Genomic DNA, 26,984 nt, shown 5'->3' on the forward strand with positions numbered 1-26,984 from the left:
TTACCACCAGATTTCCATCTGCGCGCCGAAGGTCACTTCATCGTCTTTACCACGGCTGTTGGTCAGGATGCCGTTGCCGCTGGTGTCCGCAGAGGCGAAGGTGGTGAGATCGCCTGAGTTATCTTTGTTGTAACCCCACTTTTCATCCCATTTGGCGTAGGTCGCGAACAGACGCAGAGCCGGACGTGACCAGATGCTGTCGCCCGCCTGCCACTGCTGCGCCAGCGTCACTTTGTACTGGCCGTTGCGCTCGTTAGCCTGCTGTGATTTGACGTTGTCGTAGCCCAGTTCCAGCAACGTGCTCATAATCGGCGTCCATTTGTACATCGGACGCACACCCACGGTGTACCACTCGGTGCCGCGGTTGTTGTCCAGATCGATGTTCTGGTACATAGCGACGTACATCAGATCCCAGCGTTCGGCCAGCGAGATCGCACCGTGGTCGAGGATGCGGTACATGTCACCATTGTTATTGAGGCTGGTGCCCTGCGGCACGCCTTTGCCCTGAGAGGTCAGCGCATCGGTGGCATACTGCAACACGAATTTGTTGTAGCCCTTCAGCATGCTCTGGGTATGTTCAGCAGTGAACATCCAGCCATCTTTAGAGGCACCCTCTTCCAGACGATAGTCGTCACGGGCGTTGGCACGACCGTAATCGACACCCAGCTCCAGCACGCCGTTGGTGTTGGTTTCCAGACCGGCCAGACGCACATCAAACACGTCGTTGGCAGTACTGGTGGCGAAGTCACGGATACGATCGCTGGAGAAGGTGTAAGAGCCGCCCGCTTCAGATGAACGGGTTGCGGCGAAAGAGAGTTTACCGAAGCCGAGATCGACATCTTCCAGACCGGCACCCGGACCGGAAATATCCCAGTAGTAGAAGTCGATCATATGGACGTCATGACGCTGATAGAAACGCTTACCGGCCCAGATGGTAGAGCCTGGCAGCGCGTCGATCAGGTTTTTACCTTTTACGTTGGCTTCACGGAAGGCGGGCGATGTGGCTTCCCAGTCATTCTGCTGTGCCACGGAGTAAGCCACGTTGGTGTCGAAATAGAAGCTTTTGTCGCCCTCTTTCCACACTTCCTGGCCTAATTTCAGTTCGGCGTAGGTTTCACATTCGTTGCCCAGACGGTATTTACTTTGGGCACCGGTGGCCTGGAAACATTGCTGTTCACCACCGCTGCCGGTCCAGCCAATGCCGGAACGGGCGTAACCGGTAAAATCAACCGCCATCGTCGGGGCGGAGAGGGTTCCCACCGCGACGGCAACGGCGATGGGAAGTTTGCGCAGAGTTAACATTTTCTATCTCCTGAGGTCATTGCTTTTATTGTTTTTGGCAGGGCTATACACCCGGCTCCTGATACAGCCTGCGGCACGCGCTCCCGTCCTCGCGGAACAGGTGACAACGCTCGGGCGGCAGGCCAATACCGAGGATGGCGCCCTCTTTTACCAGCACGACGTCCTCCTGGCGGTAAACCAGGTTCTGACGGATAGCGGGAATCTCGATGTGGATCTGTGTTTCATGCCCCAGCTGTTCCACCACCTGCACTTCCCCTTCCAGGGTGACGTCGGCGATATCGCTGGAGAGCAGATGTTCCGGGCGAATACCCAGTGACATGTTGCTGCCGACCTGCACACCGGCGCTGTCAACCGGCAGCCAGACCAGCTGCTGATTCGGCAGCCGCACCTGAACCTGATCGATGGCGGTGGCGGTCACTTTGACCGGCAGGAAATTCATTTTTGGTGAGCCGATAAATCCGGCGACAAAGCGGTTGGCGGGATAGTGGTACAGCTCAAGCGGCTTGCCGACCTGCGCAATGCGTCCGGCATCCAGCACCACGATTTTGTCGGCCAGCGTCATCGCTTCGATCTGATCGTGGGTCACGTAAATCATGGTGCGCTTCAGGCGCTTATGCAGACGGGAGATCTCAATGCGCATCTGAACGCGCAGCGCGGCGTCAAGGTTCGACAGTGGTTCATCCAGCAGGAAGACGCGCGGTTCCGCCACCAGCGTGCGGCCAATCGCCACGCGCTGACGCTGCCCGCCAGAGAGAGCTTTAGGACGGCGATCGAGCAGATGCGCCAGTTGCAGAATCTCCGCCACCTGATTAACCCGCTGCTGGATCTCCGCTTTTTTCACCCCGGCCAGTTTGAGGCCAAAAGACATGTTCTCCGCCACCGACAGATGGGGATAGAGCGCATAGGACTGAAACACCATGCCGATGCCGCGTTCGGCGGGTGGCACTTCATTCATGCGCCGGTCGCCGATTAATAGCTCGCCGCTGGTGATGGTCTCCAGTCCGGCAATCATGCGCAGCAGCGTCGATTTGCCACAGCCTGATGGGCCGACGAAAACAACAAATTCCCCTTCACGAATAGTGAGATCGATATCTTTCGACACCACCGTATCGCCCCAGGCTTTCGTGACATTGCGTAACACAACGCTCGCCATGATCCCTTCCCTCTTAGCTGCATAGTCGTGTCTGCCCAGCGGCAGACGAGTTCCGGGGCTCACTATGCGAGAGGAAACTGACGGTAACATCCTCCACCGCAATGCATTCCGCTGGGGGAGGAGGCGGGAGGAGGAGAAACGCGGGCTGACGCCGCGGCCCGCACGCTGACGCGCTTTTTTGTGATCGCTAACGCAGACCCGCAGGAATTTTTGCCGCGTAAGCGCCCGCTTGAGGGGCTTTTTGCCAGCGCGATCACAGCGGCAAGCCGAGGGGCGTAGAGCAGAGGAGGATGAGAAGCCGTGGCGGATAAGCACAATGATGCCGGTACAGCATTCACCACTTCCGCTAACAGGATGGATTTATGACGATGAAAACCGGAGCAAGAATTCTGGCCCTTTCTGCCCTCTCTGCCGTGCTCTTTTCGGCCAGCGCGATGGCAAAAATTGAGGAAGGTAAACTGGTCATCTGGATCAACGGTGACAAGGGCTACAACGGCCTTGCCGAAGTGGGTAAGAAATTTGAGCAGGAGACCGGCATCAAAGTCACGGTCGAACATCCTGACAAAATGGAAGAGAAGTATCCGCAGGTCGCAGCGACCGGCGATGGCCCGGATATTATCTTCTGGGCACATGACCGTTTCGGCGGCTACGCGCAGTCCGGCCTGCTGGCTGAGATCACGCCGGATGCCAGCTTCCGCGAGAAGATTTTCCCGTTCACCTGGGACGCGGTGCGCTTTGACGGCAAGCTGATTGGCTACCCGATTTCCGTTGAGTCGCTGTCACTGATCTACAACAAAAAGCTGCTGCCGAACCCGCCAAAAACCTGGGAAGAGATCGCCGGTCTCGACAAGCAACTGCGCGCCAAAGGCAAAAGCGCCATCATGTTTAACCTGCAGGAACCCTACTTCACCTGGCCGCTGCTGGCCGCAGGCGGGGCTTACGCCTTTAAGCTCACCGACGGACATTATGACGTGAAGGATGTCGGCGTCGATAACGCCGGAGCTAAAGCGGGCATGCAGTTCCTGGTCGATCAGGTTAAAGCCAAAACCCTGAATGCGGACACCGATTATTCGATTGCTGAGGCCGCCTTTAACAAGGGCGAAACCGCCATGACCATTAATGGTCCGTGGGCGTGGGGCAACCTCGACAAAAGCGGCATCGACTATGGCGTCACCGAATTGCCAACCCTGAACGGTAAACCGTCGAAAGCCTTTGTCGGCGTGCTGAGTGCCGGGATCAACGCCGCCAGTCCTAACAAAGAGCTGGCGAAAGAGTTCCTGGAGAATTATCTGCTGACTGACACCGGTCTGGATGCGGTCAACAAAGATAAGCCGCTGGGTGCTGTGGCGCTGAAATCTTTCCAGCAGACGCTGGAAAAAGATTCGCGTATCGCCGCCACCATGAACAACGCCCGTCAGGGTGACATCATGCCGAATATCCCGCAGATGGCGGCATTCTGGTATGCGATGCGCACCGCTACCCTGAACGCGCTGGGCGGTCGTCAGAGCGTCGACGCCGCACTGAAAGATGCTCAGGCCCGTCTGAAGAAGTAATCTCCCCTTGCAGCCGGGGCAACCCGGCTTGAGTGACCGTTAAGGAAAACCGCATCATGTCAGGAAAACCGAAAACGCGCAGTGTGCTGTTGAAAAGCGTTCTCATCGGGATCTGCTGTCTGCTGGTCGGCTATCTGCTGGTGCTGATGTACGCGCAGGGCGAATATCTGTTTGCGTTGCTGACGCTGATCCTCAGTGCGACCGGACTGTGGATTTATGCTAACCGTCGCGCCTATGCGTGGCGTTATGTCTATCCCGGCGTGGCGGGAATGGCGCTGTTTGTGCTGTTCCCTCTCGCCTGCACGATTGCCATTGCCTTTACCAACTACAGCAGCAGCAACCAGCTCACCTTTGAACGGGCGCAGCAGGTTTTGCTGGGCCGCACCTTCCAGTCGGGTGAAGCAGTCAGTTTTTCTCTGTTCCCGGCCGGCGATCGCTGGCAGCTGGTGCTGAATGATGGCAAAGACTATGTTTCGCCGCCGTTTCAGTTTGGCGCTGAACAGATACTGAAAATGGCCCCTGCCGCACCACCTTCAGGTGAACGGGCGAACTTCAGAGCGATCACGACCCATCGTCAGGCGCTGAGCCAGATCCGGGCGGAAATGCCGGATGGTCGTCAGTTACGGATGAGTTCGCTGCGCCAGTTCTCCGGCACCCAGCCGCTCTATCGGGTGGGTGCGCAGGATGAGCTGATCAATCAGCAGAGCAACGCGCGCTATCGCGCTAATCCGCAGACCGGTTTCTATCAGGCGATTAACGCCGACGGCAGTTGGGCGAACGAAACCCTGAGCCCCGGCTTTACCGTGAATACCGGCTGGAAAAACTTCGTGCGGGTGTTTACTGACGAAGGGATTCAGAAGCCGTTCCTGGCGATATTTGGCTGGACGCTACTCTTCTCGCTGATCACCGTGGTGCTGACCGTCGCGGTGGGAATGGTGCTGGCGTGTCTGGTGCAGTGGGAGGCGTTGCGCGGCAAAGCGGTCTATCGGGTGATGCTGATTCTGCCCTATGCCGTTCCGGCGTTTATCTCGATCCTGATTTTCAAGGGGTTGTTCAACCAGAGCTTTGGTGAAATCAACGTGATGCTCAGCGCGCTGTTTGGCGTGAAGCCGGCCTGGTTCAGCGACCCGACGCTGGCGCGCACCATGCTAATTATCGTCAATACCTGGCTCGGCTACCCCTACATGATGATCCTCTGCATGGGCCTGCTGAAGGCGATTCCGGACGATCTCTATGAAGCCTCGGCGATGGACGGTGCAGGACCGCTGCAGAACTTCTTCCTGATAACTCTGCCGCTGCTGCTGAAACCACTGATGCCGCTGATGATCGCCAGCTTTGCCTTTAACTTTAATAACTTTGTGCTGGTGCAGTTACTCACCAACGGCGGGCCGGATCGCCTCGGCACCACCACGCCAGCCGGTTACACCGATTTGCTGGTGAACTACACCTGGCGCATCGCCTTTGAAGGCGGCGGCGGGCAGGACTTTGGGCTGGCCGCCGCTATCGCCACGCTGATCTTCCTGCTGGTGGGTGCGCTGGCGGTGATTAACCTGAAAGCCTCGCGGATGAAATTCGACTAAGCGCCTGGCCCGACAGGCGTCATGGTTGCAGGCAGTCCGGACGCGAAGAGCGTGGAACAACCGCAACCTGGGAGGTGAGGATTGTGAGCACTGCCCGGGTTCAGACTGACAAATAAAATAGCCTGATGGACCAGGCTCAGAGGAGTTGTTATGGCTATGGTACAACCGAAATCGCAACGGCTGCGTCTGTTCACCACGCATCTGCTGCTGCTGTTATTTATCGCGGCGATTCTCTTTCCCCTGCTGATGGTGATTGCGATTTCGCTGCGTGCCGGGAACTTCGCCACCGGCAGCCTGATCCCGGAGCAGATCTCGTGGGAGCACTGGCGTCTGGCGCTGGGTTTCAGCGTGGAACATGCGGATGGCCGGGTGACACCGCCGCCCTTCCCGGTGCTGCTCTGGTTATGGAACTCGATCAAGATTGCGGCAATCAGTGCGCTGGGCATCGTGGCGCTCTCTACCACCTGCGCCTATGCCTTTGCCCGTATGCGCTTTACCGGCCGTGCCAGCCTGCTAAAAGGAATGCTGATTTTCCAGATGTTCCCGGCGGTGCTGTCGCTGGTGGCGCTCTATGCCCTGTTTGATCGTCTCGGTCAGTATCTGCCTTTTATCGGACTGAATACCCACGGTGGGGTGATCTTCGCCTATCTGGGCGGTATCGCGCTGCATGTCTGGACTATCAAAGGCTATTTCGAAACTATCGACGGGTCACTGGAAGAGGCGGCCGCGCTGGATGGCGCAACGCCGTGGCAGGCGTTCCGGCTGGTGCTGCTGCCGCTGTCGGTGCCGATTCTGGCGGTGGTGTTTATTCTGGCGTTTATCGCCGCGGTGACTGAAGTGCCGGTCGCCTCGCTGCTGCTGCGCGATGTAAACAGCTACACCCTGGCGGTCGGAATGCAGCAGTACCTCAATCCGCAGAACTATCTGTGGGGCGATTTCGCCGCTGCGGCGGTGCTCTCCGCGATTCCGATCACCCTGGTTTTCCTGCTGGCGCAGCGCTGGCTGGTGAGCGGTTTAACCGCAGGCGGGGTGAAAGGCTAAAACGATCATCATTGTACGTTGCCACTACTTACACAACGCCTGTTGTGGTTGAAGGATTCGGCGGCCTGCGGGCCGCCTTTTTTATGCTAATCCGATTCCGACGCACGGCTGCCTGCCACCAGCGCCACGACCATGGCAGTGATCGCCTGTTCTCCTTCCCGTTTGCTGACATCGCCGCGTGCCACCGCACCTGCGATGGCATCCGCGCCCCCCAGCAAGCCCCACATGCCTGCTTCCGGAATACCGCTGCTGCCTGCCAGAGGGACAAACCAGCGCTGACAGCGGGCGATAAAGTCGAGCTGATAGTGGCGTTTGACGGCAGCCAGTTCTGGTGAGGTGCTGAGCGCTGACAGCAACTCCGGAATCTCACGCCCCTCCGTCATCACACAATCCACATAACAGGCCGCAAGCACTTCCGCTTTTTGTTGCATCACCATCGGTGCGGCATTCATCGCCGCTTCCATCTTTTCGGTCTGGCGACGATCAAAATCGTCATACAACGCCGCCAGCAATCCATGACGGGTGGTGAAGTGGTCATAAACCACCGGTTTACTGACCCCCGCCGCGTCGCCGACTCTGGCCAGCGTCAGTGCCTCGCTGCCTTCGGTTTGCATTATCTGCCACGCGACGTCTGACAACTGCCTGCGTCGTGCCTCGCGTGTCAGACGCTTACGGGGTGTTTTTTCAACGGTCATGTTTTTCCTGATGGGCGAACAGACGCTGGCCCAGTTGATGCGCCAGCTGATAGTGTGACTCAGGATAACCTTCATCGCCGCTAAGCAACAGTTCACTGGTCACCACCGGCGCACCGCAATAGTCAAAGATGCCGTGATCAATCTGATTCCGCATGCTGGCGAAATAGCCGCGCCGCAGAAAGGTTCGGGTATCAGCCGCGCCAATCGCAACCAGATGCACGGGAAGATGGCCGAGGCGTTTTACGATATGGCCATCCTGCTCATCAAAGGCCCAGCCCGCGATGAAGACGCGGTCTATCCAGCCTTTAAGCTGTGCCGGAAATGACCACCAGTAGACCGGATAGACCAGCACCAGTGCATCGGCACGATCCAGCCGCTGCTGTTCTGCCAGCACGTCGGGAGGCGTCGGCGCCAGACCGTTGAAATGTCTGTGATCGCTGAGCGTAAAACGTGGATCAAACCCTTCTGCCGCCAGATCGGCCTTTTCAGCCGTATGGTGGCCTGTCGCGATAATGCCCTGCGCCAGCTGGCCCGCCACGCGGTGGGTGTGAGCGTCCTGATTGGGATGGGAAGTCACTATTAATGCATGCATCGTCGTCACCTTACCTGATTAGTCATTAAGCTACTAAAGGTAAGTTACTATTGGTAGGTTAGCAAGCGGCGACCACTGATCAATTCGCTCACCGCACTTACTGTTTAAACGCAGAAGTCGCCAGCAAGGCCTGCTCCAGCAGAGGGTGATCGAACGTAAAGGGAAGGTGCGCCAGGCTGGCGGAGGGGAAATGGATCTGCTGCGCAATCTCTCTTACCCTGTCCTCGTTAATTGCCGCAGGCAGCGTCAGGGGCGAGTGGAAATGGCGCAGCAGCGCCAGCAGTTCAGGCTCCACCTGCTTACCCTGCTGTTCAATCCAGGATTGTACCAGCAAGCTGAAACCGACCTTTTCACCATGCAGCCAGTGATGCAGCTCTGGCTGGTGAGTCAGGCGATCGTGGATGATATGGGCAAAACCGGGGGTTGCCATCTCATCCTGAATACTGTTAGCCAGCCCCGCCAGCACAATGTTGGCTTCAATCACTTTCTCCAGCGCCGGGGTGACCTGCTGCCTGATGTTATCGGCCACTGCCGTGTCTCCCCAGCGTTTCAGCACCGTCACCGCCTGCCAGGCGGCTGCGACTTTAAGATCCAGCGCCAGCTGGTGCGGCGTCTGTCGCTGATAAGGCTCAAATTCAAACCATTTGGCCAGCGCATCCACGATCCCGGCCCGCAGATAGCGTACCTCGCTGCGGGCGATAACCTCGCTGTCCACCAGAATCCGCTCAGGCATGGCATTCAGTGGCTGGCTGCGCAGATGGCCGCCGCGCTCATCATAGATAATCGCCAGCGGAGACCAGGCGGCACAGGTGGCGGCCAGCGTGGCGAAGTTAACCAGCCGGATATCCGGCAACGCGTCGTTGACCGCTTTGGCACAGTCCAGCACCCGCCCGCCACCCACAGCCAGAATCAGGGTAGCGCCATGCGTCTGCACCTGCTGTTGCAGCGCAGCAATCGCCGCATCGGTACACTCACCGGTCAGCGTATCGAGCTGCCAGCGGATCCCCGCCCGTTCCAGACTTATGCTCATGTCAGGATTCACCGCCTGCCAGGCCCGCGGCGAGGTGAAGATGTGAATATGCGAGGCAAGCGGCCGGATAATTTCTCCCACCCCGGCCCGCAGCCCTGGCCGTTGCAGATAGCCTTTCGGCGACATCACGCGAAACATCGTTCCCCCTTATCGACGATAAGCCAGCGAGCGCACCAGCCGGTCGCCGAGTTTCTGAATCAGCATCACCAGCGCCAGCAGCACCACAATGGTGGCCGCCATGATTTGGTTATCAAAGCGCTGATAACCGTAGCGAATCGCCAGATCGCCCAGCCCGCCACCGCCAACCACGCCCGCCATCGCCGAGAAGCCAATCAGCATCACAATCGTCAGGGTAACGCCCGCCACCAGCGCGGGAAGCGCTTCCGGCAGCAGCACACGGCTGACGATATGCCACAGGGTACCGCCCATTGATACCACCGCTTCTATACGGCCGCGGTCGACCTCATCCAGCGCGTTCTCCACGATGCGGGCAAAAAAGGGAAATGCCCCCAGCGTAATCGGCACAATGGCGGCAGTGCTGCCCAGCGTGGTGCCGACCAGCAGACGGGTAAAGGGGATCAGCGCGATCAGCAGCACCACAAATGGCAAAGCGCGTCCGGTATTTACCAGCGTATTGAGCAGCAGTGAAATTGCGCGATTGGGCAGAATGCCTTTTGGTCGGGTCAGAAACAGCAGCACGCCCACCGGCAGCCCTATCGCGACCGTGAAAAGGGCCGCCAGCAACACCATATACAGTGTTTCGCCAGTGGCGTTCAGCAGCAGTTCCTGAAACCGCTCACTACTCATGCTACGCATCGGGTTAACGCCTCATGCTGATATTTTTCGATAAACGCCCGGTCTGCTTCGCCATCCTTCAGCAGCATTTTGCGCAGGCGTCCCTCTTCACGTCCCATGATCTGGCTCAGGCTGCCGCTCTCAACCAGCTGGCCATTCTCAAGCAGCGCCGCCCCGTCACAAATCCGCTTCACCACCGCCATTTCATGGGTGATCAATACAATGGTGATATTGAGCTGCTGCTGAATATCGGCCAGCAGATCGAGAATCGAAGTGGTGGTTTCGGGATCCAGCGCGCTGGTCGCCTCATCGCACAACAGATAACGGGGTCGGGCGGCCAGCGCGCGGGCGATGCCGACGCGCTGTTTCTGTCCACCGGAGAGCTGCGACGGCCAGGCCGCAGCAAAGGAGGCCAGCCCCACCAGTTTCAGCAGCGATGCGACCCGCTCGCGACGTTCAGCCGCAGGCACACCGGCAATCTCCAGCGCCAGATCGACGTTGTCCTGCACGTTGCGCGAATGCAGCAGATTGAAGTGCTGGAAGATCATCCCCATCTGCTGTCGCTGCTGACGCAGTTGCGCCAGGCTCATCGCAGCGAGATCCTGCCCGTCAATTTCAATCAGGCCGCTGGTGGGACTCTCCAGCCGATTGAGGCAGCGCAATAGTGTACTTTTTCCCGCTCCGCTCCGACCGAGGATGCCAAAGATGGTCCCTTCTTCGATGGTGAGTGAGATGTCGTCTAACGCTGGCGCAGATGCGCCAGGATACTGTTTGCTGAGATGACTGAGTTTAATCATGCTGCTGGTCCGCAACCGGAATCACTGAGCCCTGATAATTTTTACGGATAAACTCCGCTACCTGCGGCGAGCGCAGATCTTTCGCCAGCTGTAACACGCGGGGATCTTTCGCCAGTTCTGGCGTCGTTACCAGCAGGTTGGCGTAGGGATTATGTGCTGCAGACTCCAGTCCCAGCGCATCTTTCGATGGGGTCAGACCTGCTTCAAGCGCGTAGTTGCCGTTGATAATTGCGGCATCCACATCATCCAGCGAGCGTGGCAGTTGCGGCGACTCAATCTCAACGATCTTAATTTTCTTCGGGTTATCACTGATATCTTTCGGCGTCACCAGCGTCGAACCCGTTTCACCCTGCGCGTTGAGTTTGATCACCCCTTTGTCCTGCAACAGCCAGAGTGCGCGGCTCAGGTTAGTGGTATTGTTCGGTACCGCAATGCTGGCCCCTTCAGGTAGCGCCGCTAAACTTTTCACTTTCCGCGAATAGATACCCAGCGGCTCGATGTGAACACTGGCGGCCACGGCAAAGGTTTTCCCCAGCGCCTTCTCCTGATCTTTCAGGTAAGGCAGATGCTGGAAGTAGTTGGCATCCACATCCCCGGCGGCCAGCAGCTCATTGGCATTCACGCCCCCGCTCAGCTCAACAATTTTGAGATCCAGTTTCGGATCCAGGGTTTTTACATACTCCAGGATTTCCGCATGTGGCAGCGGATCGGCCGCTACGCGCAGCGGCGCGGCCTGTAAACTCTGGGCAATCAGCAGTGAAAGACCGGCAAGGGCCAGAAAGCGCTTTTTAATCATCATCATTTATCTCTTATCGTTATCAGTGGGTGTTGTGTTCGGGGTAGAAACGCTGGGCAACTTCCGGATGCGAACGCAGCCGGCCTTTAAGGTAGTTCCAGCCCACTTCGCGCAGCAGCGGATTAAGCGGATCGCTGCTCGGTCCCTGTGCCAGTTCAGCCAGCTGAGGAGGCAGTTGATAGATCGGCACCACGGCGTCGAGTTGCGCGCCAAGGAAAAAGGCGATGGATAAGCGCTCGCTGCTCTGCGGTGGCGACACCACACGGTGCACCGTTGCGCGAAGATAACCGTTGGTTGCCAGCTCCAGCAGCTCGCCAATGTTCACCACAAACGCGCCCGGCAGTGGTGAGGCATCGATCCAGTTGTCCGGCGTCACTTCCACCTGTAAGCCCGGCTGATCGTCCTGCAGTAACATCGTCAGGAAGCCTGAATCTTTGTGCGCGCCAACACCCTGGCGTGATTCGCCCTCCGTGCGTCCCGGATAACGGATCAGTTTGATATGTTCGTTGGGATAGTCGCCATAGAGGTTATCGAAGGCGTTGCGCGGCAGATTCAGTGCCCCGGCAAAGGCGCGCAGCAGCTCCAGCGCCACCGCTGTCATCTGCTGCTGCCAGCGGGTGACCACCGTTTGCAGTTCAGGTAAAGCTTCAGGCCACTGATTCGGCCCCTGCATCCGTTGCCAGGTGGGTGAATCGGCGGTAACGGGCAGCGCTTCCCGTTCCGCACCAATATCAAACTGCTCGCGATAGTCAGGCTGGCTGCGGGTTATTTCAACCCCCGCCAGGTTATAGCCGCGAAAATGCGGCGAGTTCGCCATCGCCACTGCGGATTTATCCGCCTGTGGCAGGGCAAAAAATTTCCGCGCGACGTGCTGAACCTCATCTAATAGTTCACGGTCGATGCCGTGATTGATTAAATAGAAGAAACCGACATCACGCGCGGCCTGGCTTAATTTTTCCAGGACCTGTTGCTGCTGCTGTTGATTACCTGACAATAATGCGAAATCAATTACCGGCAATTCTGCTGTGGTTAACGCGCTCATGATTGACACTCTGTTGGCATGGAATCGCTTTACACTGCCATTTCATTTATGCGTTAACTACCAACTAATCCTGCTATGTATATGCGACGGATGGGAATATCCCACCACGCCGCGGGCTTTAAACCCGCAGATTACTCTGCGCTCCACGCCACGAATGCCGGCGGTAACCATGCCGTAATCTCAGGCAAAGGCTGTTGATAAAGCGCAATCTCGACAAAACAGGTCTGCGCACTGCACCCCTGGCCGAGTCGTGAACTGCCGCTATCCTGGGTCAGCACATTGGGATTGCCGTGTTTATCCAGCGGCTGGCCCTCCTGCTGATCGAGCGGGTCATACCAGGCGCCGGTCGACATCTGTACGACACCCGGCAGGATATCCTGCGTCAGATGCACACCCGCCAGCAGCGCGCCGCGTCCGTTAAAGACTTTTACGATGCTGTTCTCCTCAATGCCGCGCGCAGCAGCATCTTCAGGATGCATCCAGAGTGGCTCACGCCCGGCAATTTTGGTGGCCCGGCTGACCCGTCCATGATCGTACTGACTATGCAACCGGGTCCGTGGCTGGCTGGAGAGCAGATGCAACGGCCACTGCTGCTTTTCCTGCTGTTGCGCCTGGTATTCCGGCGCATACCAGCAGGCAAATCCGGGCGCTTCGTCATACCCGAAATCGGCCACCTGCTGAGAAAAAAGCTCGATTTTCCCCGACGGCGTGCTGAGCGGGGCTGACTCCGGGTTATCGCGAAACGCTTTTAGCAGGATCTGCGGCGTCTCTGGCGCGGGATACTCCACCACTCCCTGTGACCAGAACGCCTCAAATGGCGGCAGTTCGATGCCCTGCGCTGCCGCGCGTGGCCGGGAATCTTCATAGAGTGACTGAAGCCACTGGCGCTCATCACGCCCCTGCGTAAAGGCGTCAGCAAAACCGAGCCGCTGCGACAGAGCGGCAAAAATTGCGTAATCCGATTTTGCAGCTGCAAACGGCGGCAGATGCTGCGGCATGGCGATGATAAAACCGTCGTTGCTGGCGCTGCCAATATCTTCACGCTCCAGCGACGTGGTCGCAGGCAGCACGATGTCGGCAAATTTTGCCTGCGCCGTCCAGAACTGCTCATGCACAATTACAGTGTCCGGCCGCTGCCAGGCGCGTATCAGCTTGTTGATATCCTGATGATGATGAAAGACATTGCCGCCCGCCCAGTAGACCAGCCGGATGTCGGGATAGACCCGCTGTTGCCCATCAAACTCATAGTGCCCTCCGGGATTGAGCAACATGTCGGCGATGCGTGCCACCGGAATCGTCTCCTGAACCGGATTATGACCGGCGGGCAGACGAGGCCCGGAAAACTGTCGCCGGGCGGCACCGGCCAGATTGGTTGAGGCGTAACCAAAGCCCAGCCCGCCGCCGGGCGTGCCGATCTGACCCAGCAGAGCGCTAGTCGCAACGGTGGCCCAGAAAGCCTGCTCGCCCTGCCGCGCCCGCTGCACTGACCACGCAATATTCACCATCGTTTTATGCGCCGCCATCTGCTGTGCCAACGCACGGATTTCCGCGGCCGCCAGCCCGGTCAGCGGAGCGGCCCATTCTGGCGTTTTAGCTATACCGTCGCGTTCACCCAGCAGGTAGGCGGCATAGTGGTCAAAGCCCACCGTGTAACGTTCTGTGAATGGCGCGTCATAGAGAGATTCAGTAATTAACACCTGCCCGATTGCCAGTAACAGCGCCGTATCGGAGCCGGGCTGTATCGCCAGCCACTCCGCATCCGCCACCCCAGCGAGATCGTTTCTGACCGGACTGATGTTGATAAACCGGGTGCCATTCTGCCGTAGCGTGGTTAACCAATGAGAAAGCGCATGGTCATTAGCCCCGCCGCCATTGACCTGCGCATTGCGCAGCGGCAACCCCCCGATAGCCACAAACAGTTCGCAATGCTCTGCCAGAACCGGCCAATGGGTATGGTGACGTTGTAACTCATCGAGGTTGCCGATGATGTGCGGCAGCGTGCGTTCACCGGCCGCAATGCTGTAGGTGTTGGTGCTGGCGATATAGCCGCCATAGTGGTTAAAGAAACGATGAAGCTGGCTCTGGGCATGATGGAAACGTCCGGCACTCGACCAGCCGTAAGAGCCGGCGTAGATCGCCTGATTGCCGTGCTCTGTTTTGACACGCCCCAGCTCCTCCGCCACCAGTTGCAACGCAACATCCCAACTCACTTCCACAAACGGCTCTTTGCCGCGCCCGTTGCGGGATGCGCTTCTGTTCTGGAGATAACCGAGCCTGACGGCCGGATTTTTGACCCGGGTTTCGCTTTGCACCGCGCCCGGTAACGACTGCCCGATCGCAGAGGGATTACGGTCCCACGCCACCGGCCTGACCGACGTCAGCGTATCCCCATCGGTGGTGACGTGATACGTGCCCCAGTGCATAACGGCTAAATCATTCTTTTTCATGGCTCACTCGCGTCGGATACGGCGCGAGAGACGCGTACCCAGGGTTTGCAGTAGCTGGACAATGACAATCAGCACCAGCGCAGTCGAAATCGTGGCAAAGGCATCAAAGCGCTGATAGCCGTAAGTGATGGCGAGGTCGCCAATGCCGCCGCCGCCCACCGTGCCCGCCATCGCCGTCGCACCCAGTAGGCCGATAGTGGCGGTGGTCAGGGCTAACACCAGCGACGAGGCGGCTTCCGGTATCATGAAATACCAGATAGTCTGCAGCGTGGTGGCACCCATCGCATTGGCTGACTCCAGAATGCCCTCATCCACCTCCAGCAGCGCATTCTCCACCAGCCGCGAAATATAGGGCGCAATAAATATCACCAGCGGCACAATGGCCCCCGCCGTACCGATGGTGGTGTTCACCAGCAGGCGCGTCAGCGGCAGAATAGTGATCAGAAGAATAATAAACGGCAGTGAACGGATGATATTCACGATCGGGTTCAGCAACTGATGTACCAGTCGATTCGGCTGTATCCCACCCGGACGGCAGATCACCAGCACAATGCCAAGCGGCAGGCCCAGCAGCGAACCAAAGCCCAGCGACAACGCAACCATGATCAGCGTGTCCTGCATCGCCGTCAGGAACTGATCGCCGGTAACGGCGGTTTCAAAGAGTTCTGACATCACTGATTTTCACTCCGGTCGCGATGAGAAACTGGATGGCCGCCTCGCGTCGGGCGGGCTCGCCTTTGATCTGCACAATCATGAAACCCAGAATGGTACGCTGTACTTCTGTCATGCTGGCGAACAGGATATTCACTTCAACCTCATGTTCACGGATCAGGCGATTGATGATCGGCTGTTGTGCCGTGCTGCCGACAAACTCCAGCCGCAACACGTCGACAGCCGGATGCTGGCTTAACAGCGCAAGGGTCTGCTGTGGCAGGCGATCGTGGATAACGGACTGCACAAAGCTGGCGCTCACCGACTGTTGCGGTTCAGCAAACAGCGACAGGACATCGCCCTGTTCAACGATACGGCCCTGCTCCATCACCGCCATCCGGTTGCAGATCTTCTGGACCACCGACATCTCATGGGTGATCAGGACAATGGTGATGCCGTAACGCTGATTAATCTCCTGTAACAGCAGCAGAATCTGTACCGTGGTCTGGGGATCCAGCGCGGAGGTCGCCTCATCACACAACAGAATCGCGGGATTGGTTGCCAGCGCGCGGGCAATTCCGACGCGCTGTTTTTGTCCGCCGGAGAGTTCATCCGGGTAGCTGTGGGCTTTGTCGCTGAGGTTAACAAACGCCAGCAGCTCCGCTACACGGGTGGCGATAAAATCTTTATCCCGGCCCTGTAAAATCAGTGGGATGGCGACGTTGTGAAACACCGTTCTGGCATTGAGCAGATTGAAGTGCTGGAAGATCATGCCAATCTGCTTTTTGACCTGAATTAAGCGCTTTTTGCTGATCCCTTGTAACGCTTCACCCTGCACCTCAACCGAGCCGGTTGTGGGAGTCTCCAGGTGATTAATCAGGCGCAGCAGCGTACTTTTTCCGGCTCCACTGGTGCCGATGACGCCAAAGATGTCACCCTGGTTGATGCGCAGATTAATCTCCTTCAGCGCCTGCACTTCTGCACCGTTTCGCGCAAACGTTTTGCTGACATGGCGAAACGCAATGGCTACCTGACTCATTTGAAATAATCTGGCAGCAGATAGCCCGCATACTGCGCATTACCGGTGATATAGCTTTTAAATTCTGCTGAGTGGTAGCCGGCAATAATGTCACGGGCAAACTGAGCCTGCTTATTTTTACCGGCAACCGTCACCACGTTAATAAACTGGCTGGTTGCCGCTTCCAGTTTCAGTGCCGAATTGAGTTTCATGCCACTGGATACCGCGAAGTTGCCCTGAATGACTCCATAGTCAACGTCGGGAAGTGCACGCACCTGCTGAGCGTTATCCATCTCTTTGAGCACGATTTTGTAGGGATTTTCCGTGATATTTTTCTGCGAAAAAGTGGCAGCATCGCTATCGGGGCTGATTTTGAGCCAGCCGATGCTCTGGAGTAACAGCGCCGCCCGGTACTCATTTGAGGGCTGATTGGGCACAGAGACCGTGCTGCCTGGCGCGGGTTGAGTCAGCGTTTTCACGCGCCCAGAGTAGAGCCCCATTGGCGGGGTCGGCACCTGCACAATCCCAACGTTATCAATGCCAAGCCGGTCATTAACCGACTTAAGATAGACGGGATGCTGCATGATATTGGCGTCAATCGTCCCGCGGTGAACGGCATCATTAACCTGAATCCCATCACTGAAATCTTTATATTCCAGGGTATACCCCTGCCTGATTAATAAGGGCGCGACGCCTTTTTCAAATTGCTCTTTATAAGGCCCTGGATTAAATCCAATCCGTATTTTCTTCTGGTCGGCTGCCTGAGCGGCAGAAATAAAAAGGCTGGCGGTGGTCAGCGCCAGAATAATTCCCCGGGATGTGATCTGCATTGTTTGCCCTGATTCATTATTGTGAGAGCGATCGATTTAATCACAGCCATCGCGGAGAGGAACAGGCAAAACCCAGCCCCGACTTTGGCTTATTTATGCTAACGATAGTCACACGCTGGATATTCGAATCCTTGCAAAGAACAGCGTTATTTCTGCTAAAGATTTTAATGTCAGCTGTGTCATCCTTCCTCGCTTAACACTGTTTATTGCGGGAGAGATATGGCGGAGTTTGCAGCTTCAGAGATGGTCGCAGGGCTGGAAGAGAACCTCTTCAGCATGCTGGAAAAGCAGGCAGCACAACTGGATGATGCGCTGTTACCGCTGATCGATCTCTCCTCCGGCAGTCCGCGTCAGCCAACGCCGCCCGCGGTAATCGCTTCATTACAGGCTGCGGCAGCGAAACCGGAGAACCATGAGTATCCCTCGTTCTGGGGCAAACCCGCGCTGCGCCGTGCTATCGCAGCCTTTTACCAGCGTCACTACGGCGTCACGCTCGATCCTGAAACTGAAGTGGCGCTGTTCCAGGGCGCGCACATTGGCGTCAACGGTTTTCCCCGCGCCCTGCTCAATCCGGGTCAGGTGTTGATCTCTACCGATCCCTGCTATCCGCTCTACCGCTCAGCGGCCCGTCAGGCAGGTGCCGATTTTTATGGCATTCCGCTGGAGGCGCGCAATGCTTTCCTGCCCGATTTCACCCTGGTGCCGGACGAGATCGCGGCGCGTGCCGGTCTGCTGCTGCTCAATTATCCCCATAATCCCACTGGCGCACTGGCGACAGCCGCGCTGTTCGCCGACGCGCTGGCCTTCGCCCGCCAGCATCATGTTCCGCTGATTCATGACTTCGCCTATGCCACGCTGGGCAGTGAGTCGGGCGAACAGCCGCTGAGTCTGCTGGCACAGCCCGATGGCAAAGCCTGGGGCGTGGAAATCTACACGCTGTCAAAAAGCGCACTCATGGCAGGCTGGCGGGTGGGATTTGCGGTGGGAAACGCCTCGATGATTGCAGCATTTAAAAAACTTCATACTCATAGCTACAGCACGGTGTATGGCGCGGTGCAGGATGCCGCCATCACCGCGTTGTCGCTGCCCGCTGAACAACTCAGCTTGCTGGCAGAGCATTACCATCAGCGGCGCAGAGTGATTTTAGCCAGGCTGGCAGCAATGCACTGGCCGGTTCGCGCCCGTCAGGGCACCTTTTTCCTCTGGCTGGCAGCGCCAGCTGGTTTCACCGGGGAGCAATTCGCCGCCCTGCTACTGGCCCGGTGTCATCTGCTGGTGGCACCGGGTAACGGGTTTGGCGCAGCGGGTCGTGATTATATTCGCATCAGCCTGACAACCGGGACGGAGCAATTACTGCAGGCGCTGGATCGCATCGACGAACTGAAACTGTTTAAGTAGCGCGTTAGTACCGGGAAAATCAGTTCCAGATATAACAAGAGCACCAGCCGCAAGTTATTACCAAATGTTCAGACCCGTAAGCAGGCGTGAATAAGTTCACTATGCTGGGTTTGTCAGTAAATGCAGTTATTTCGGCTGAAAACTTGCAAAAACTTACAATCGTAGTCTAGAGTTTACCGGCTGCGGTTTCTGCCGCTTCACTTAAAAATTATTCGGCTTCTTATAGCTTTCATTTCCACGGTTTCTTCTGAACATTGTTTGCGGCTGCGAAAGCTATAAGACTCCTTCATTGATGCACCTGAGGAGAATATGGACACCAGAAACTCATCGTCTGAACACCCAAAGAAACATTTCTGGAACAGGAAGCCAAAAGAGCTGACTGTTGACGACATTACCGTAATCGACAACGACATGCTGAAGCGTGCAGTTGGCGCAGCTGCGTTAGGTAATGCGATGGAATGGTTCGACTTTGGCGTATACAGCTATCTCGCCGTGATCATCGGCAAAGTCTTCTTCCCGGATGCCAACAACGCGGTGCAGCTAATCGCCACCTTTGGTACGTTTGCCGCGGCCTTCCTGGTACGTCCGATTGGCGGCCTGGTATTTGGCCCGCTGGGTGACCGCATCGGACGGCAGAAAGTGCTGGCGATGACGATGATCATGATGTCGATTGGTACATTCTGTATCGGTCTGATCCCGGCTTACTCTTCGATAGGCATCATGGCACCGATTCTGCTGCTGGTGGCACGTCTGATCCAGGGCTTCTCAACCGGTGGTGAATATGGTGGCGCAGCGACCTTTATCGCGGAGTACTCTACCGATAAACGCCGGGGCTTTATGGGCAGCTTCCTGGAATTCGGCACCATCGGTGGTTACCTGCTGGGTGCCAGCCTGGTCACGGTGATGACCACCGTGATGTCGAATGAGGCGATGATGTCCTGGGGCTGGCGCGTGCCGTTCTTTATCGCCGCGCCGCTGGGCCTGTTTGGTCTCTATGTGCGACTGAAGCTGGAAGAGACTCCGGCTTTCCAGCAGCACATGGAAAAACAGGAAGCACTGGAGCAAAGCAAGCCGCGTCTGACGCTGATGCAGATGCTGAGCAAATACCGCGCACCGATGATGAAATGTATCGGTCTGGTGCTGCTGTTTAACGTCTCTAACTACATGCTGACCTCGTACATGCCGAGCTATCTGACCGGCGTGCTGGGTCTGCCAGAGTTAAGTGGCCTGCTGCTGGTGATGGTGGCGATGTTCGTGATGATGCCGCTGACGCTGCTGTGGGGTCGCTGGACCGACCGCATTGGTCGTCGTCCGGTGATTGCCTTTGGTGCGGTGGGTCTGATCCTGCTCGCCATCCCGAGCTTTATGCTGATCGGGTCCGGTAATATGTGGGCGGTATTTGGCGGCCTGATGATTCTGGGTGTACTGCACACCTGCTTCAGCGGCACTATGCCTTCGACGCTACCTGCGCTGTTTACTACCGATATCCGTTACAGTGCGCTGGCCATCGGTTTCAACCTGTCGGTTTCGCTGTTTGGGGGTACGACACCGCTGATTACCGCGTGGCTGGTGGATACCACTAAAAACAATATGATGCCAGCTTACTACATGATGGGCGCGGGCGTGATTGGCCTGCTCACCATTCTGACGGTACGTGAAACAGCCCGTCAACCGCTGACCGGTTCATCCCCTGCGGTAGCGACCAAAGCGGAAGCGCATCGCCTGATCGACAAGCTGCGCAAGCGGCACAAGCCATCAGCGACCACTGCGAAATAACTGTTCTGACACCCTGCTCTGCAGGGTGTTTTTTTATCTGCCATCCGATCTGTTTACCCAGCTGATTTAACTGCCCTGAAACGCGCCACTTTCGCCCGATTGCCACACAGCGCCATGCTGCACCAGCGGCGGCGATGCGCTTTGGTGCGATCGTAAAACCACAGTGTACAGGCGGGATATTCACAGCCACGGACTCTGCTGAAATCCTCCTGCGCCAGCAACATCGCAGCCTGTTCCGCAACCTGTCCCAGCCGCTGCATCACACTCTGGCCCGCATAGACCCGCCTGATTTTTAAGGCACCCGGCTCCCCGGTCATTTGCAGATGGCTGGTCGCTTCACCCAGCCAGGCGTTCAGCGCCTGAATATCAACGCCCTCTCCCGCTTTGTGCTGCTGCACGTTATCACGAATGATCTGACGTAAGTGACGCGCTGCTTCCAACAGCGCACCCGGTTCATGCTGCGGAGCCGGGGCGTCTGGTGCCAGTCCGGCCTGGTGTAGCCAGGCTTCAACATCCTGATCGGTTTGCCAGAAGTCGTGCGGCTGGCCTTCCACGATGGCCAGGGTATTGATGAAATCCAGCGCCGGATGATCGGCCAGAAACCACGGTCCCTGGGCGGTGTGTGATTGCGTTTCCGCCATGATATTGCCTCCCTTGTTAACTCTGCTGATGCCACTGTAACCGACAAAGGATTATTTGAATAGTTACACCGCCCTTATTGTAACCGTTATAAATTGATTTGACAGGTTACATTCTGGCTGCATAATGACTCTTAGTAACCCCATAAATACCACTTAACCAGTTACAGGAGTTCAGCATGCGTGATCAATCCATTTCGTATCGTTACCAGCAGGCCGATGGCGTCAATATTTTCTATCGCGAAGCGGGCGATCCTTCCCTACCGGTACTGCTGCTGTTGCATGGCTTTCCCACCTCTTCACATCAGTTCCGCAATCTGATCCCGCTTCTGGCCGATAAATTTCATCTCATCGCACCCGATATGCCGGGCTTTGGCTTCACTGAAGTGCCTGCTGAGCGCAACTATTCCTGGACCTTCGACGCGCTGGGCCAGACGCTGACCGCCTTTGTCGATGCACTGGGGCTGGAACGTTATGCGATGTATGTTTTCGACTATGGCGCACCTGCCGGTCTGCGACTGGCACTGGCTTACCCCGATCGCGTCAGCGGACTGATATCACAAAACGGTAACGCCTATCTGGAGGGATTAGGAGAGGCCTGGGCGCCGGTCCGCGCCTACTGGGACGATCCCAGCGAAGCAAATGGTCAGGTGATCCGTGACGCCATCCTGACGCTGGAAGGGGTGAAGTGGCAGTATCTGCATGGGGTGAGCGATCCGCAGCAGATCGCCCCGGAAACCTATACCCTGGATACCCTGCTGATGGAGCGCCCCGGTAACAAAGATATTCAGCAGGCCCTGTTTCTCAATTACGCCAGTAACCTGAAACGTTATCCGGAATTTCAGGCGTTCTTTCGCCAGCAGCAGGTGCCAACGCTGGTGATCTGGGGCAAGCACGATCCGTTCTTTATTCCACCGGGCGCAGTGGCCTGGCAGCGGGATAATCCACAGGCGGTGGTCGAGATGCTGGATAGCGGCCACTTCGCGCTGGAGACACACACGCATCACATTGCGTCGCGCATCCGCGAGATGTTCAGTGGCGACTGACCCGCTGCGCAGAGGCAGGCTGTTCAGCGCTGCCTCTGCAAGCGTGCAGGTCACTCATTGCTAAAGCGGCCAACGGTGCTGGCCGCGCCCAGCGCATGGCCTTTCAGCTGTGCCACCAGCTCTGCCTGGGTTAACCCCGCTTTCAACTGACCTACCGGCAAATCGGTGGCGATCAGCACAAAGTTATAGTGATGCAGCCCACTGCCTGCAGGCGGACAAGGGCCATAATAGTGCAGCGTCCCTGGGGTATTTTTTCCGCCGGTGTAGTCCTTGCCCTTTGTCAGAGCCCCCTGCGCAAATGACGAGCGGCTGGCGGGAATGTTATAGGCCACCATGTGGGTAACGCCGAGCCCTTTGGCCCCGACCGGATCGGTCATCAGAAGAGCCAGACTGCGGGTGCCCGCCGGAATCGCAGACCAGTTCAATTCGGGAGAGATATTCTCACCGGTACAGGAAGGATTACTTTTATTGGCACCGGCAAACTTTTTATCCAGTAGCGCATTATCGCTGAAGTCTTGTGATTGCAGCGTAAATACCGACGCTGCCAGCGTGGTCATTGGCAAAACGGCCAGCACCGTCGCGCAGAGTAATTTTTTCACCAGCCACTCCTTATCAGATTACTCAAGAGATTATGTTCCGTATGGATTGCGTCACTGCCTGATTACTATAACGGCTTTAACGCGATTGACCCGACTGACCGCCTGTTCAGGGGTAAGGAAACGGCAAATCTATGATCTCCGTCGCGCTGGCTGAGAGAGCTGACGCGTTGCCCTGTGACGCATTACCCGATATAAGTTAACGCATCTGGCTGAAGTTTCGCCTGAATCATCGTCACTGTCACCGATAAGTGGACACTATGCAGATTGAAGATCTCCGGATTTACGTTGCGGTAATGCATGCTGGCAACTTTACTGCAGCAGCTGAGCATCTGATGCTATCGAAACAGTATGTCAGTCGCCGTATGGCTGCGCTGGAGGCATCATTAGGGGTACGACTGTTGATCCGTAACACCCGTAAGCTGTCTGTAACGGATGCAGGTTTACTGTTCGCGCAACATGCTCAGCGCATTCTGGATGAGATTCAGGAAGCGCAACTGGCGGTGTCAGAGCAGCAGCAGGCGCTGCGCGGCACCTTCCGAATCAATCTGCCGATGTCCTTTGGCATGAGCCACCTCTCCCCCCTGATTGCCGAATTTCTGAGCCACCATCCGTCATTGCAGTTTCATATTGAGCTGGCTGACCGCTATGCCGATGTGATTGGCGAAGGCGTTGATATGGCGATTCGCATCGGTACGCTGGCTGATTCCACGCTGATTGCCCGTCCGCTCGGCGAGCTGAAGCGGGTTATCTGCTGCAGCCCCCGCTATCTGGAACGGGCAGGCGTGCCGCAGCAGCCAGAAGCCTTGCTGCAACATGCCTGTCTGCGCTACGGACGTGAAGGTCAGAATGGCTGGGAACTGCAGGTCAATGGTAAACCGAAGTGGCTGGCGGTTCAGGGCCCGATGGTGAGTAACAATGGCGAGGTTCTGCGTGATGCCGCACTGGCAGGCTTAGGACTGGTATTGTTACCCGCCTTTATCGTTGAGACAGCCCTGCAACGCGGTGAGCTGGTGACCGTGCTGGACGACTATCTGCCGCCCCCGCTCTCCCTGAATGCGGTTTACCCGCAGCACCGTCAGCGCAGCGAAGTAAACCGCCAGTTACTGGCCTTTCTCCAAACGCGTTTAGCGTCGTGACAGCACTAAAGTTTTTTTAATGCCGCAAAGACCCTGGCGACAGCGACGGCACCCGGATCAGACACGCCGTTGAGGTTAGCACTGTTAAGATAAGATGATCGGCCCGCTTTTGCTTTCCCCATGCTGGCGGTTGCATCACTGCCCTGCTGTGCCGCATCAGCCGCCTCTGCCAGCGATTTACCCGCCACCAACGCCTCGATTGCCGGTTGCAGCGCATCAATCAGCGTGCGATCTCCTGGTTGTGCCCCGCCATACTGCTTCATCTTCTCCAGACCCTGTTGCAGGGCCGCGGGCAGCGCATCCCCTTCGGCCAGCTGCTGCGCAGCAGCAGTGAAAAAGATCGCCATCAGTACGCCGCTGGAGCCGCCCATCACCGTAGCCAGTCGCTCACCCGTCACCGCGAGCAGATCGGGCAAGGCATTTAACGGCAGCTGATTATCTGCACATTCGCGCTGGATCTGGCGTGCGCCAGCAGCAAAGGTCGAACCGGTATCGCCATCACCGACCTGCGCATCCAGTTTGTTCAGCTCGCTTTCGCTGGCGATCAGGGTTTCACAGATGCTGTTAACAAACGCAGCGACGGTCGGGTTATCTGAGGGTTGCGCCGGATGCGCTGTTGCCTCTTTTGTCGCGTTAACCGGCTGCAGCGGCGCGACTTTAACCGCCTGAACCCAGCCGGTGACCTCAACCGGCGCGCAAATCGCCTCCTCGAACAACGGCGTCAGCGTCATGGAGGTGACGGAAAAGCCCTTCATGTCCAGCGCGGTCATCAGCGGAGCCGGGCCAATCAGATAATCACTGCCCCGGCTGAGCGGCGACTCAATCAGGTCACGCGTGACCAGACTCATCTCCAGCGCGGACATGCCGCCAAGATTATTGATTAACAGCGCGCGTGGCTGATCGTTGTCCGGCATCACTTTCTCCAGCAGGTGCTGCACAATCTGCTGACTGTTTTGCGTCTGCATGACGTCAACACCCGGTTCGCCGTGAATCCCCAGCCCCATTTCAACGCTTCCGTCTGGCACCCGCTGGCCGGTCTGTTCATCCGGCAGATGGCAGCTTGAGAGCGCAACGCCCATGGTGGCGATAGCACGACTGGCTGCCTCTGCTGCCTCGGTCACCGCCGTCAGGTCATCACCCCGCTCTGCGACGAAGCCCGCCACTTTATGCACCAGCAACGTGCCCGCGACGCCGCGTGGCTGAGGGTTATCGGGCAACGCAACATCATCACCGACAATCACCATATTGACGCTGAATCCCGCTTTGCGCGCTTTTTCTGCCGCCAGACCGAAGTTGAGGCGATCCCCGGTGTAGTTTTTCACAATCAGCAGACATCCCGCCTCACCGGTAATATTGATGATGGCGTTGTAAACCGCGTCAACGCTGGGGGAAGCAAAAACATCGCCACAGACGGCAGCCGTCAGCATCCCTTTGCCGATAAAGCCGACATGGGCCGGTTCATGGCCTGAACCACCACCGGAAATGAGCGCGACCTGCTGTTTTTGCCAGTCATTACGCATCACGATGCGAATGCGCGGATCAACCTGCAACCGGACCAGATTGCGCCACGGGCTGGCGTAAATCATGCCATCTAACGCGCTGTCGACGAGATCATCCTTTTTATTCATTACGAATCGGGTCATGTCTTCTTTCCTCATAGGCATGCGGGTTTGCTGATGACCCAGTGTTACATACCACTGACGACAGTGAGAAATCCATCAACAGGTCAGTAGCCTGATTTCAGACATACCGCACGAAAACCAGCTGACACAGGCGCAGTGATTTTTACTAATTGATTGATTTTTATCAAATGTCTTTACCTGAAAGTGAGAGGTTCTGCGCAGAACATGAACCGGGGATCACGGATGGTAAAAATTCATTTGTTAACAGAGGATGTTTTAATGACCCAACGTATGATTCTCAATGAAACCGCCTGGTTTGGTGCTGGTGCTTTGCGCCATTTGCCGGAAGAGGTACAACGTCGCGGGATGCGAAAAGCACTGATCGTCACTGACAAAGCGCTGGTCGCGGCGGGTGCGCTGAAGCGGGTGACCGATCTGCTGGCGCAACATCAGCTTGACTGGGCGGTGTATGATGAGGTGGTGCCGAATCCTACCATTCGGGTTGTGCAGCAGGGTGTTGCGGTGTTCAGAGAGTCAGGTGCCGACTACCTGATCGCCATTGGCGGGGGCTCACCACAGGATACCAGCAAGGCGATCGGCATTATTATTAATAACCCTGAGTTTGAAGATGTCCGCAGCCTGGAAGGCGTCAGCCCCACCCGTCATCCGTGCGTGCCGATCATCGCTATCCCGACCACGGCAGGCACCGCCGCAGAAGTGACGATTAATTACGTCATTACCGATGAAGAGAATCGCCGTAAGTTTGTCTGTGTCGATCCCCATGACATACCGAAAGTGGCGATCATTGATGCGGAGATGATGGCGAGCATGCCAGCGTCGCTGAAGGCTGCGACCGGTATTGATGCCCTTACTCATGCCATTGAAGGCTACATCACACGCGGAGCCTGGACCCTGACCGATATGCTACACCTCAAAGCCATTGAGATTATCAGCCAGTCACTGCGCGAATCGGTGGCAGGAAATATTGAGGCAGTTGAGCAGATGGCGCTGGGACAATATGTGGCCGGTATGGGTTTCTCTAATGTTGGCCTTGGTCTGGTGCATGGCATGGCACACCCGCTGGGCGCCTTTTACAATGTCCCGCACGGCGTAGCCAATGCCATTTTGTTGCCGCAGGTGATGGCGTGGAATGCCTCAGGCACTGGCGAAAAATATCGCGACATTGCCCGCGCAATGGGTGTGAAACAGGTTGAGTCATTGTCGCTTGATCAGGCGCGGGAAGCGGCGGTCGCCGCGGTGCGTCAGCTCTGTCGCGATGTGGGTATTCCCCGCTCGCTGCTTGAAGTAGGCTTAAAGGAAGCGGATATCCCTGCACTGGCACAGGCGGCGCTAGATGATGTCTGTACCGGCGGCAACCCACGTACGCCGGACCTGGAGGACGTGATGGCGTTATACCGCCAGAGTTAAAGCGCATATCCTGTAGTGA

The 26,984-nt window shown here is 57.1% G+C and carries 24 protein-coding genes; 8 read left to right on the forward strand and 16 right to left on the reverse strand.

Going from position 1 to position 26,984, the window contains the following annotated elements:
* Together ACO6VX_RS10765 and malK are read right to left on the reverse strand one after the other, a co-directional pair.
* Window positions 1-1,302 carry a maltoporin gene (locus tag ACO6VX_RS10765; RefSeq protein ID WP_033760237.1) on the reverse strand — a complete coding sequence of 434 codons (1,302 nt, stop codon included), beginning with the start codon at window positions 1,300-1,302 and terminating at the stop codon, window positions 1-3.
* Window positions 1,303-1,345: 43 nt separating this feature from the next.
* Window positions 1,346-2,455: a maltose/maltodextrin ABC transporter ATP-binding protein MalK gene (gene malK / locus ACO6VX_RS10770; RefSeq protein WP_010247360.1), complete on the reverse strand. Its 1,110-nt coding sequence runs from the start codon at window positions 2,453-2,455 to the stop codon at window positions 1,346-1,348.
* A 362-nt stretch (window positions 2,456-2,817) separates the two neighbouring features.
* Here malK and malE point away from each other — a divergent pair, with 362 nt between their 5' ends.
* The 3 genes from malE (at window position 2,818) to malG (ending at window position 6,629) form a co-directional block, all read left to right on the forward strand.
* Window positions 2,818-4,008 (forward strand): maltose/maltodextrin ABC transporter substrate-binding protein MalE, encoded by a 1,191-nt coding sequence (gene malE / locus ACO6VX_RS10775; protein ID WP_010247363.1) that lies wholly within the window; start codon window positions 2,818-2,820, stop codon window positions 4,006-4,008.
* A gap of 56 nt (window positions 4,009-4,064) precedes the next feature.
* Complete coding sequence (gene malF / locus ACO6VX_RS10780) at window positions 4,065-5,588, forward strand: maltose ABC transporter permease MalF (RefSeq protein ID WP_422458121.1); 1,524 nt, start codon at window positions 4,065-4,067, stop codon at window positions 5,586-5,588.
* A 150-nt stretch (window positions 5,589-5,738) separates the two neighbouring features.
* The gene (malG, locus tag ACO6VX_RS10785) at window positions 5,739-6,629 is read left to right on the forward strand and encodes a maltose ABC transporter permease MalG (RefSeq protein ID WP_010247369.1); all 891 of its coding nucleotides are present in this window, start codon (window positions 5,739-5,741) and stop codon (window positions 6,627-6,629) included.
* A gap of 86 nt (window positions 6,630-6,715) precedes the next feature.
* Here the strand turns inward: malG and ACO6VX_RS10790 are convergent, their stop codons facing one another.
* The 11 genes from ACO6VX_RS10790 to ACO6VX_RS10840 all read right to left on the reverse strand — a co-directional run bounded on the left by ACO6VX_RS10790 (window position 6,716) and on the right by ACO6VX_RS10840 (window position 17,322).
* The gene (locus tag ACO6VX_RS10790; RefSeq protein ID WP_061902229.1) at window positions 6,716-7,324 is read right to left on the reverse strand and encodes a TetR/AcrR family transcriptional regulator; all 609 of its coding nucleotides are present in this window, start codon (window positions 7,322-7,324) and stop codon (window positions 6,716-6,718) included.
* Window positions 7,314-7,916 (reverse strand): NAD(P)H-dependent oxidoreductase, encoded by a 603-nt coding sequence (locus ACO6VX_RS10795; RefSeq protein ID WP_158132270.1) that lies wholly within the window; start codon window positions 7,914-7,916, stop codon window positions 7,314-7,316. The genes ACO6VX_RS10790 and ACO6VX_RS10795 overlap by 11 nt, the downstream gene beginning before the upstream one ends.
* A gap of 97 nt (window positions 7,917-8,013) precedes the next feature.
* A complete protein-coding gene (locus ACO6VX_RS10800; protein WP_422458122.1) occupies window positions 8,014-9,084 on the reverse strand; it encodes an iron-containing alcohol dehydrogenase family protein in 1,071 nt (356 codons plus the stop codon).
* 9 nt (window positions 9,085-9,093) lie between these two features.
* The gene (locus tag ACO6VX_RS10805; protein WP_022624728.1) at window positions 9,094-9,762 is read right to left on the reverse strand and encodes a methionine ABC transporter permease; all 669 of its coding nucleotides are present in this window, start codon (window positions 9,760-9,762) and stop codon (window positions 9,094-9,096) included.
* On the reverse strand, window positions 9,750-10,538 hold the full coding sequence (locus ACO6VX_RS10810; protein WP_050498567.1) for a methionine ABC transporter ATP-binding protein: 789 nt from the start codon (window positions 10,536-10,538) through the stop codon (window positions 9,750-9,752). Before ACO6VX_RS10810 ends, ACO6VX_RS10805 begins: the two co-directional genes overlap by 13 nt.
* Window positions 10,531-11,334, reverse strand: a complete 804-nt coding sequence (locus tag ACO6VX_RS10815) for a MetQ/NlpA family ABC transporter substrate-binding protein (RefSeq protein ID WP_033780393.1) — start codon at window positions 11,332-11,334, stop codon at window positions 10,531-10,533. The genes ACO6VX_RS10810 and ACO6VX_RS10815 overlap by 8 nt, the downstream gene beginning before the upstream one ends.
* A 22-nt stretch (window positions 11,335-11,356) precedes the next feature.
* Window positions 11,357-12,376, reverse strand: coding sequence for an isopenicillin N synthase family dioxygenase (locus tag ACO6VX_RS10820; RefSeq protein ID WP_010670745.1), 1,020 nt, complete (start codon window positions 12,374-12,376; stop codon window positions 11,357-11,359).
* Window positions 12,377-12,507: 131 nt separating this feature from the next.
* Window positions 12,508-14,823 (reverse strand): molybdopterin-dependent oxidoreductase, encoded by a 2,316-nt coding sequence (locus tag ACO6VX_RS10825; RefSeq protein ID WP_422458123.1) that lies wholly within the window; start codon window positions 14,821-14,823, stop codon window positions 12,508-12,510.
* A 3-nt stretch (window positions 14,824-14,826) separates the two neighbouring features.
* The gene (locus ACO6VX_RS10830; RefSeq protein ID WP_010670743.1) at window positions 14,827-15,495 is read right to left on the reverse strand and encodes a methionine ABC transporter permease; all 669 of its coding nucleotides are present in this window, start codon (window positions 15,493-15,495) and stop codon (window positions 14,827-14,829) included.
* Window positions 15,479-16,513, reverse strand: coding sequence for a methionine ABC transporter ATP-binding protein (locus tag ACO6VX_RS10835; protein ID WP_010670742.1), 1,035 nt, complete (start codon window positions 16,511-16,513; stop codon window positions 15,479-15,481). Before ACO6VX_RS10835 ends, ACO6VX_RS10830 begins: the two co-directional genes overlap by 17 nt.
* Window positions 16,510-17,322 (reverse strand): MetQ/NlpA family ABC transporter substrate-binding protein, encoded by an 813-nt coding sequence (locus ACO6VX_RS10840; protein ID WP_010247400.1) that lies wholly within the window; start codon window positions 17,320-17,322, stop codon window positions 16,510-16,512. Before ACO6VX_RS10840 ends, ACO6VX_RS10835 begins: the two co-directional genes overlap by 4 nt.
* Before the next feature lie 219 nt (window positions 17,323-17,541).
* Here ACO6VX_RS10840 and ACO6VX_RS10845 point away from each other — a divergent pair, with 219 nt between their 5' ends.
* Together ACO6VX_RS10845 and proP are read left to right on the forward strand one after the other, a co-directional pair.
* Window positions 17,542-18,720, forward strand: a complete 1,179-nt coding sequence (locus tag ACO6VX_RS10845; protein ID WP_010247402.1) for an aminotransferase class I/II-fold pyridoxal phosphate-dependent enzyme — start codon at window positions 17,542-17,544, stop codon at window positions 18,718-18,720.
* Window positions 18,721-19,029: 309 nt separating this feature from the next.
* Complete coding sequence (gene proP, locus ACO6VX_RS10850) at window positions 19,030-20,496, forward strand: glycine betaine/L-proline transporter ProP (RefSeq protein ID WP_010670739.1); 1,467 nt, start codon at window positions 19,030-19,032, stop codon at window positions 20,494-20,496.
* 53 nt (window positions 20,497-20,549) lie between these two features.
* On the opposite strand, the gene ACO6VX_RS10855 is transcribed toward proP, so the two are convergent.
* Window positions 20,550-21,137 carry a CGNR zinc finger domain-containing protein gene (locus ACO6VX_RS10855; protein WP_422458124.1) on the reverse strand — a complete coding sequence of 196 codons (588 nt, stop codon included), beginning with the start codon at window positions 21,135-21,137 and terminating at the stop codon, window positions 20,550-20,552.
* 176 nt (window positions 21,138-21,313) lie between these two features.
* Here ACO6VX_RS10855 and ACO6VX_RS10860 point away from each other — a divergent pair, with 176 nt between their 5' ends.
* Window positions 21,314-22,180: an alpha/beta fold hydrolase gene (locus ACO6VX_RS10860; protein WP_010247407.1), complete on the forward strand. Its 867-nt coding sequence runs from the start codon at window positions 21,314-21,316 to the stop codon at window positions 22,178-22,180.
* 50 nt (window positions 22,181-22,230) lie between these two features.
* On the opposite strand, the gene ACO6VX_RS10865 is transcribed toward ACO6VX_RS10860, so the two are convergent.
* Entirely contained in the window at window positions 22,231-22,779 is a 549-nt protein-coding gene (locus ACO6VX_RS10865; protein ID WP_010247409.1) for a YbhB/YbcL family Raf kinase inhibitor-like protein, read from the reverse strand.
* Between the two features lie 257 nt (window positions 22,780-23,036).
* Here ACO6VX_RS10865 and ACO6VX_RS10870 point away from each other — a divergent pair, with 257 nt between their 5' ends.
* The gene (locus ACO6VX_RS10870) at window positions 23,037-23,915 is read left to right on the forward strand and encodes a LysR family transcriptional regulator (protein ID WP_010247411.1); all 879 of its coding nucleotides are present in this window, start codon (window positions 23,037-23,039) and stop codon (window positions 23,913-23,915) included.
* Window positions 23,916-23,920: 5 nt separating this feature from the next.
* Here the strand turns inward: ACO6VX_RS10870 and ACO6VX_RS10875 are convergent, their stop codons facing one another.
* Window positions 23,921-25,558 carry a dihydroxyacetone kinase subunit DhaK gene (locus ACO6VX_RS10875; protein WP_010247413.1) on the reverse strand — a complete coding sequence of 546 codons (1,638 nt, stop codon included), beginning with the start codon at window positions 25,556-25,558 and terminating at the stop codon, window positions 23,921-23,923.
* 258 nt (window positions 25,559-25,816) lie between these two features.
* On the opposite strand from ACO6VX_RS10875, the gene fucO reads away from it, so the two are divergent.
* The gene (gene fucO, locus ACO6VX_RS10880) at window positions 25,817-26,965 is read left to right on the forward strand and encodes a lactaldehyde reductase (protein WP_346454815.1); all 1,149 of its coding nucleotides are present in this window, start codon (window positions 25,817-25,819) and stop codon (window positions 26,963-26,965) included.
* The last annotated feature ends 19 nt before the right edge of the window (window positions 26,966-26,984 follow it).

It is taken from the genome of Pantoea sp. BJFS-204, assembly GCF_049310725.1.
GTDB classification, from domain to species: domain Bacteria; phylum Pseudomonadota; class Gammaproteobacteria; order Enterobacterales; family Enterobacteriaceae; genus Pantoea; species Pantoea agglomerans.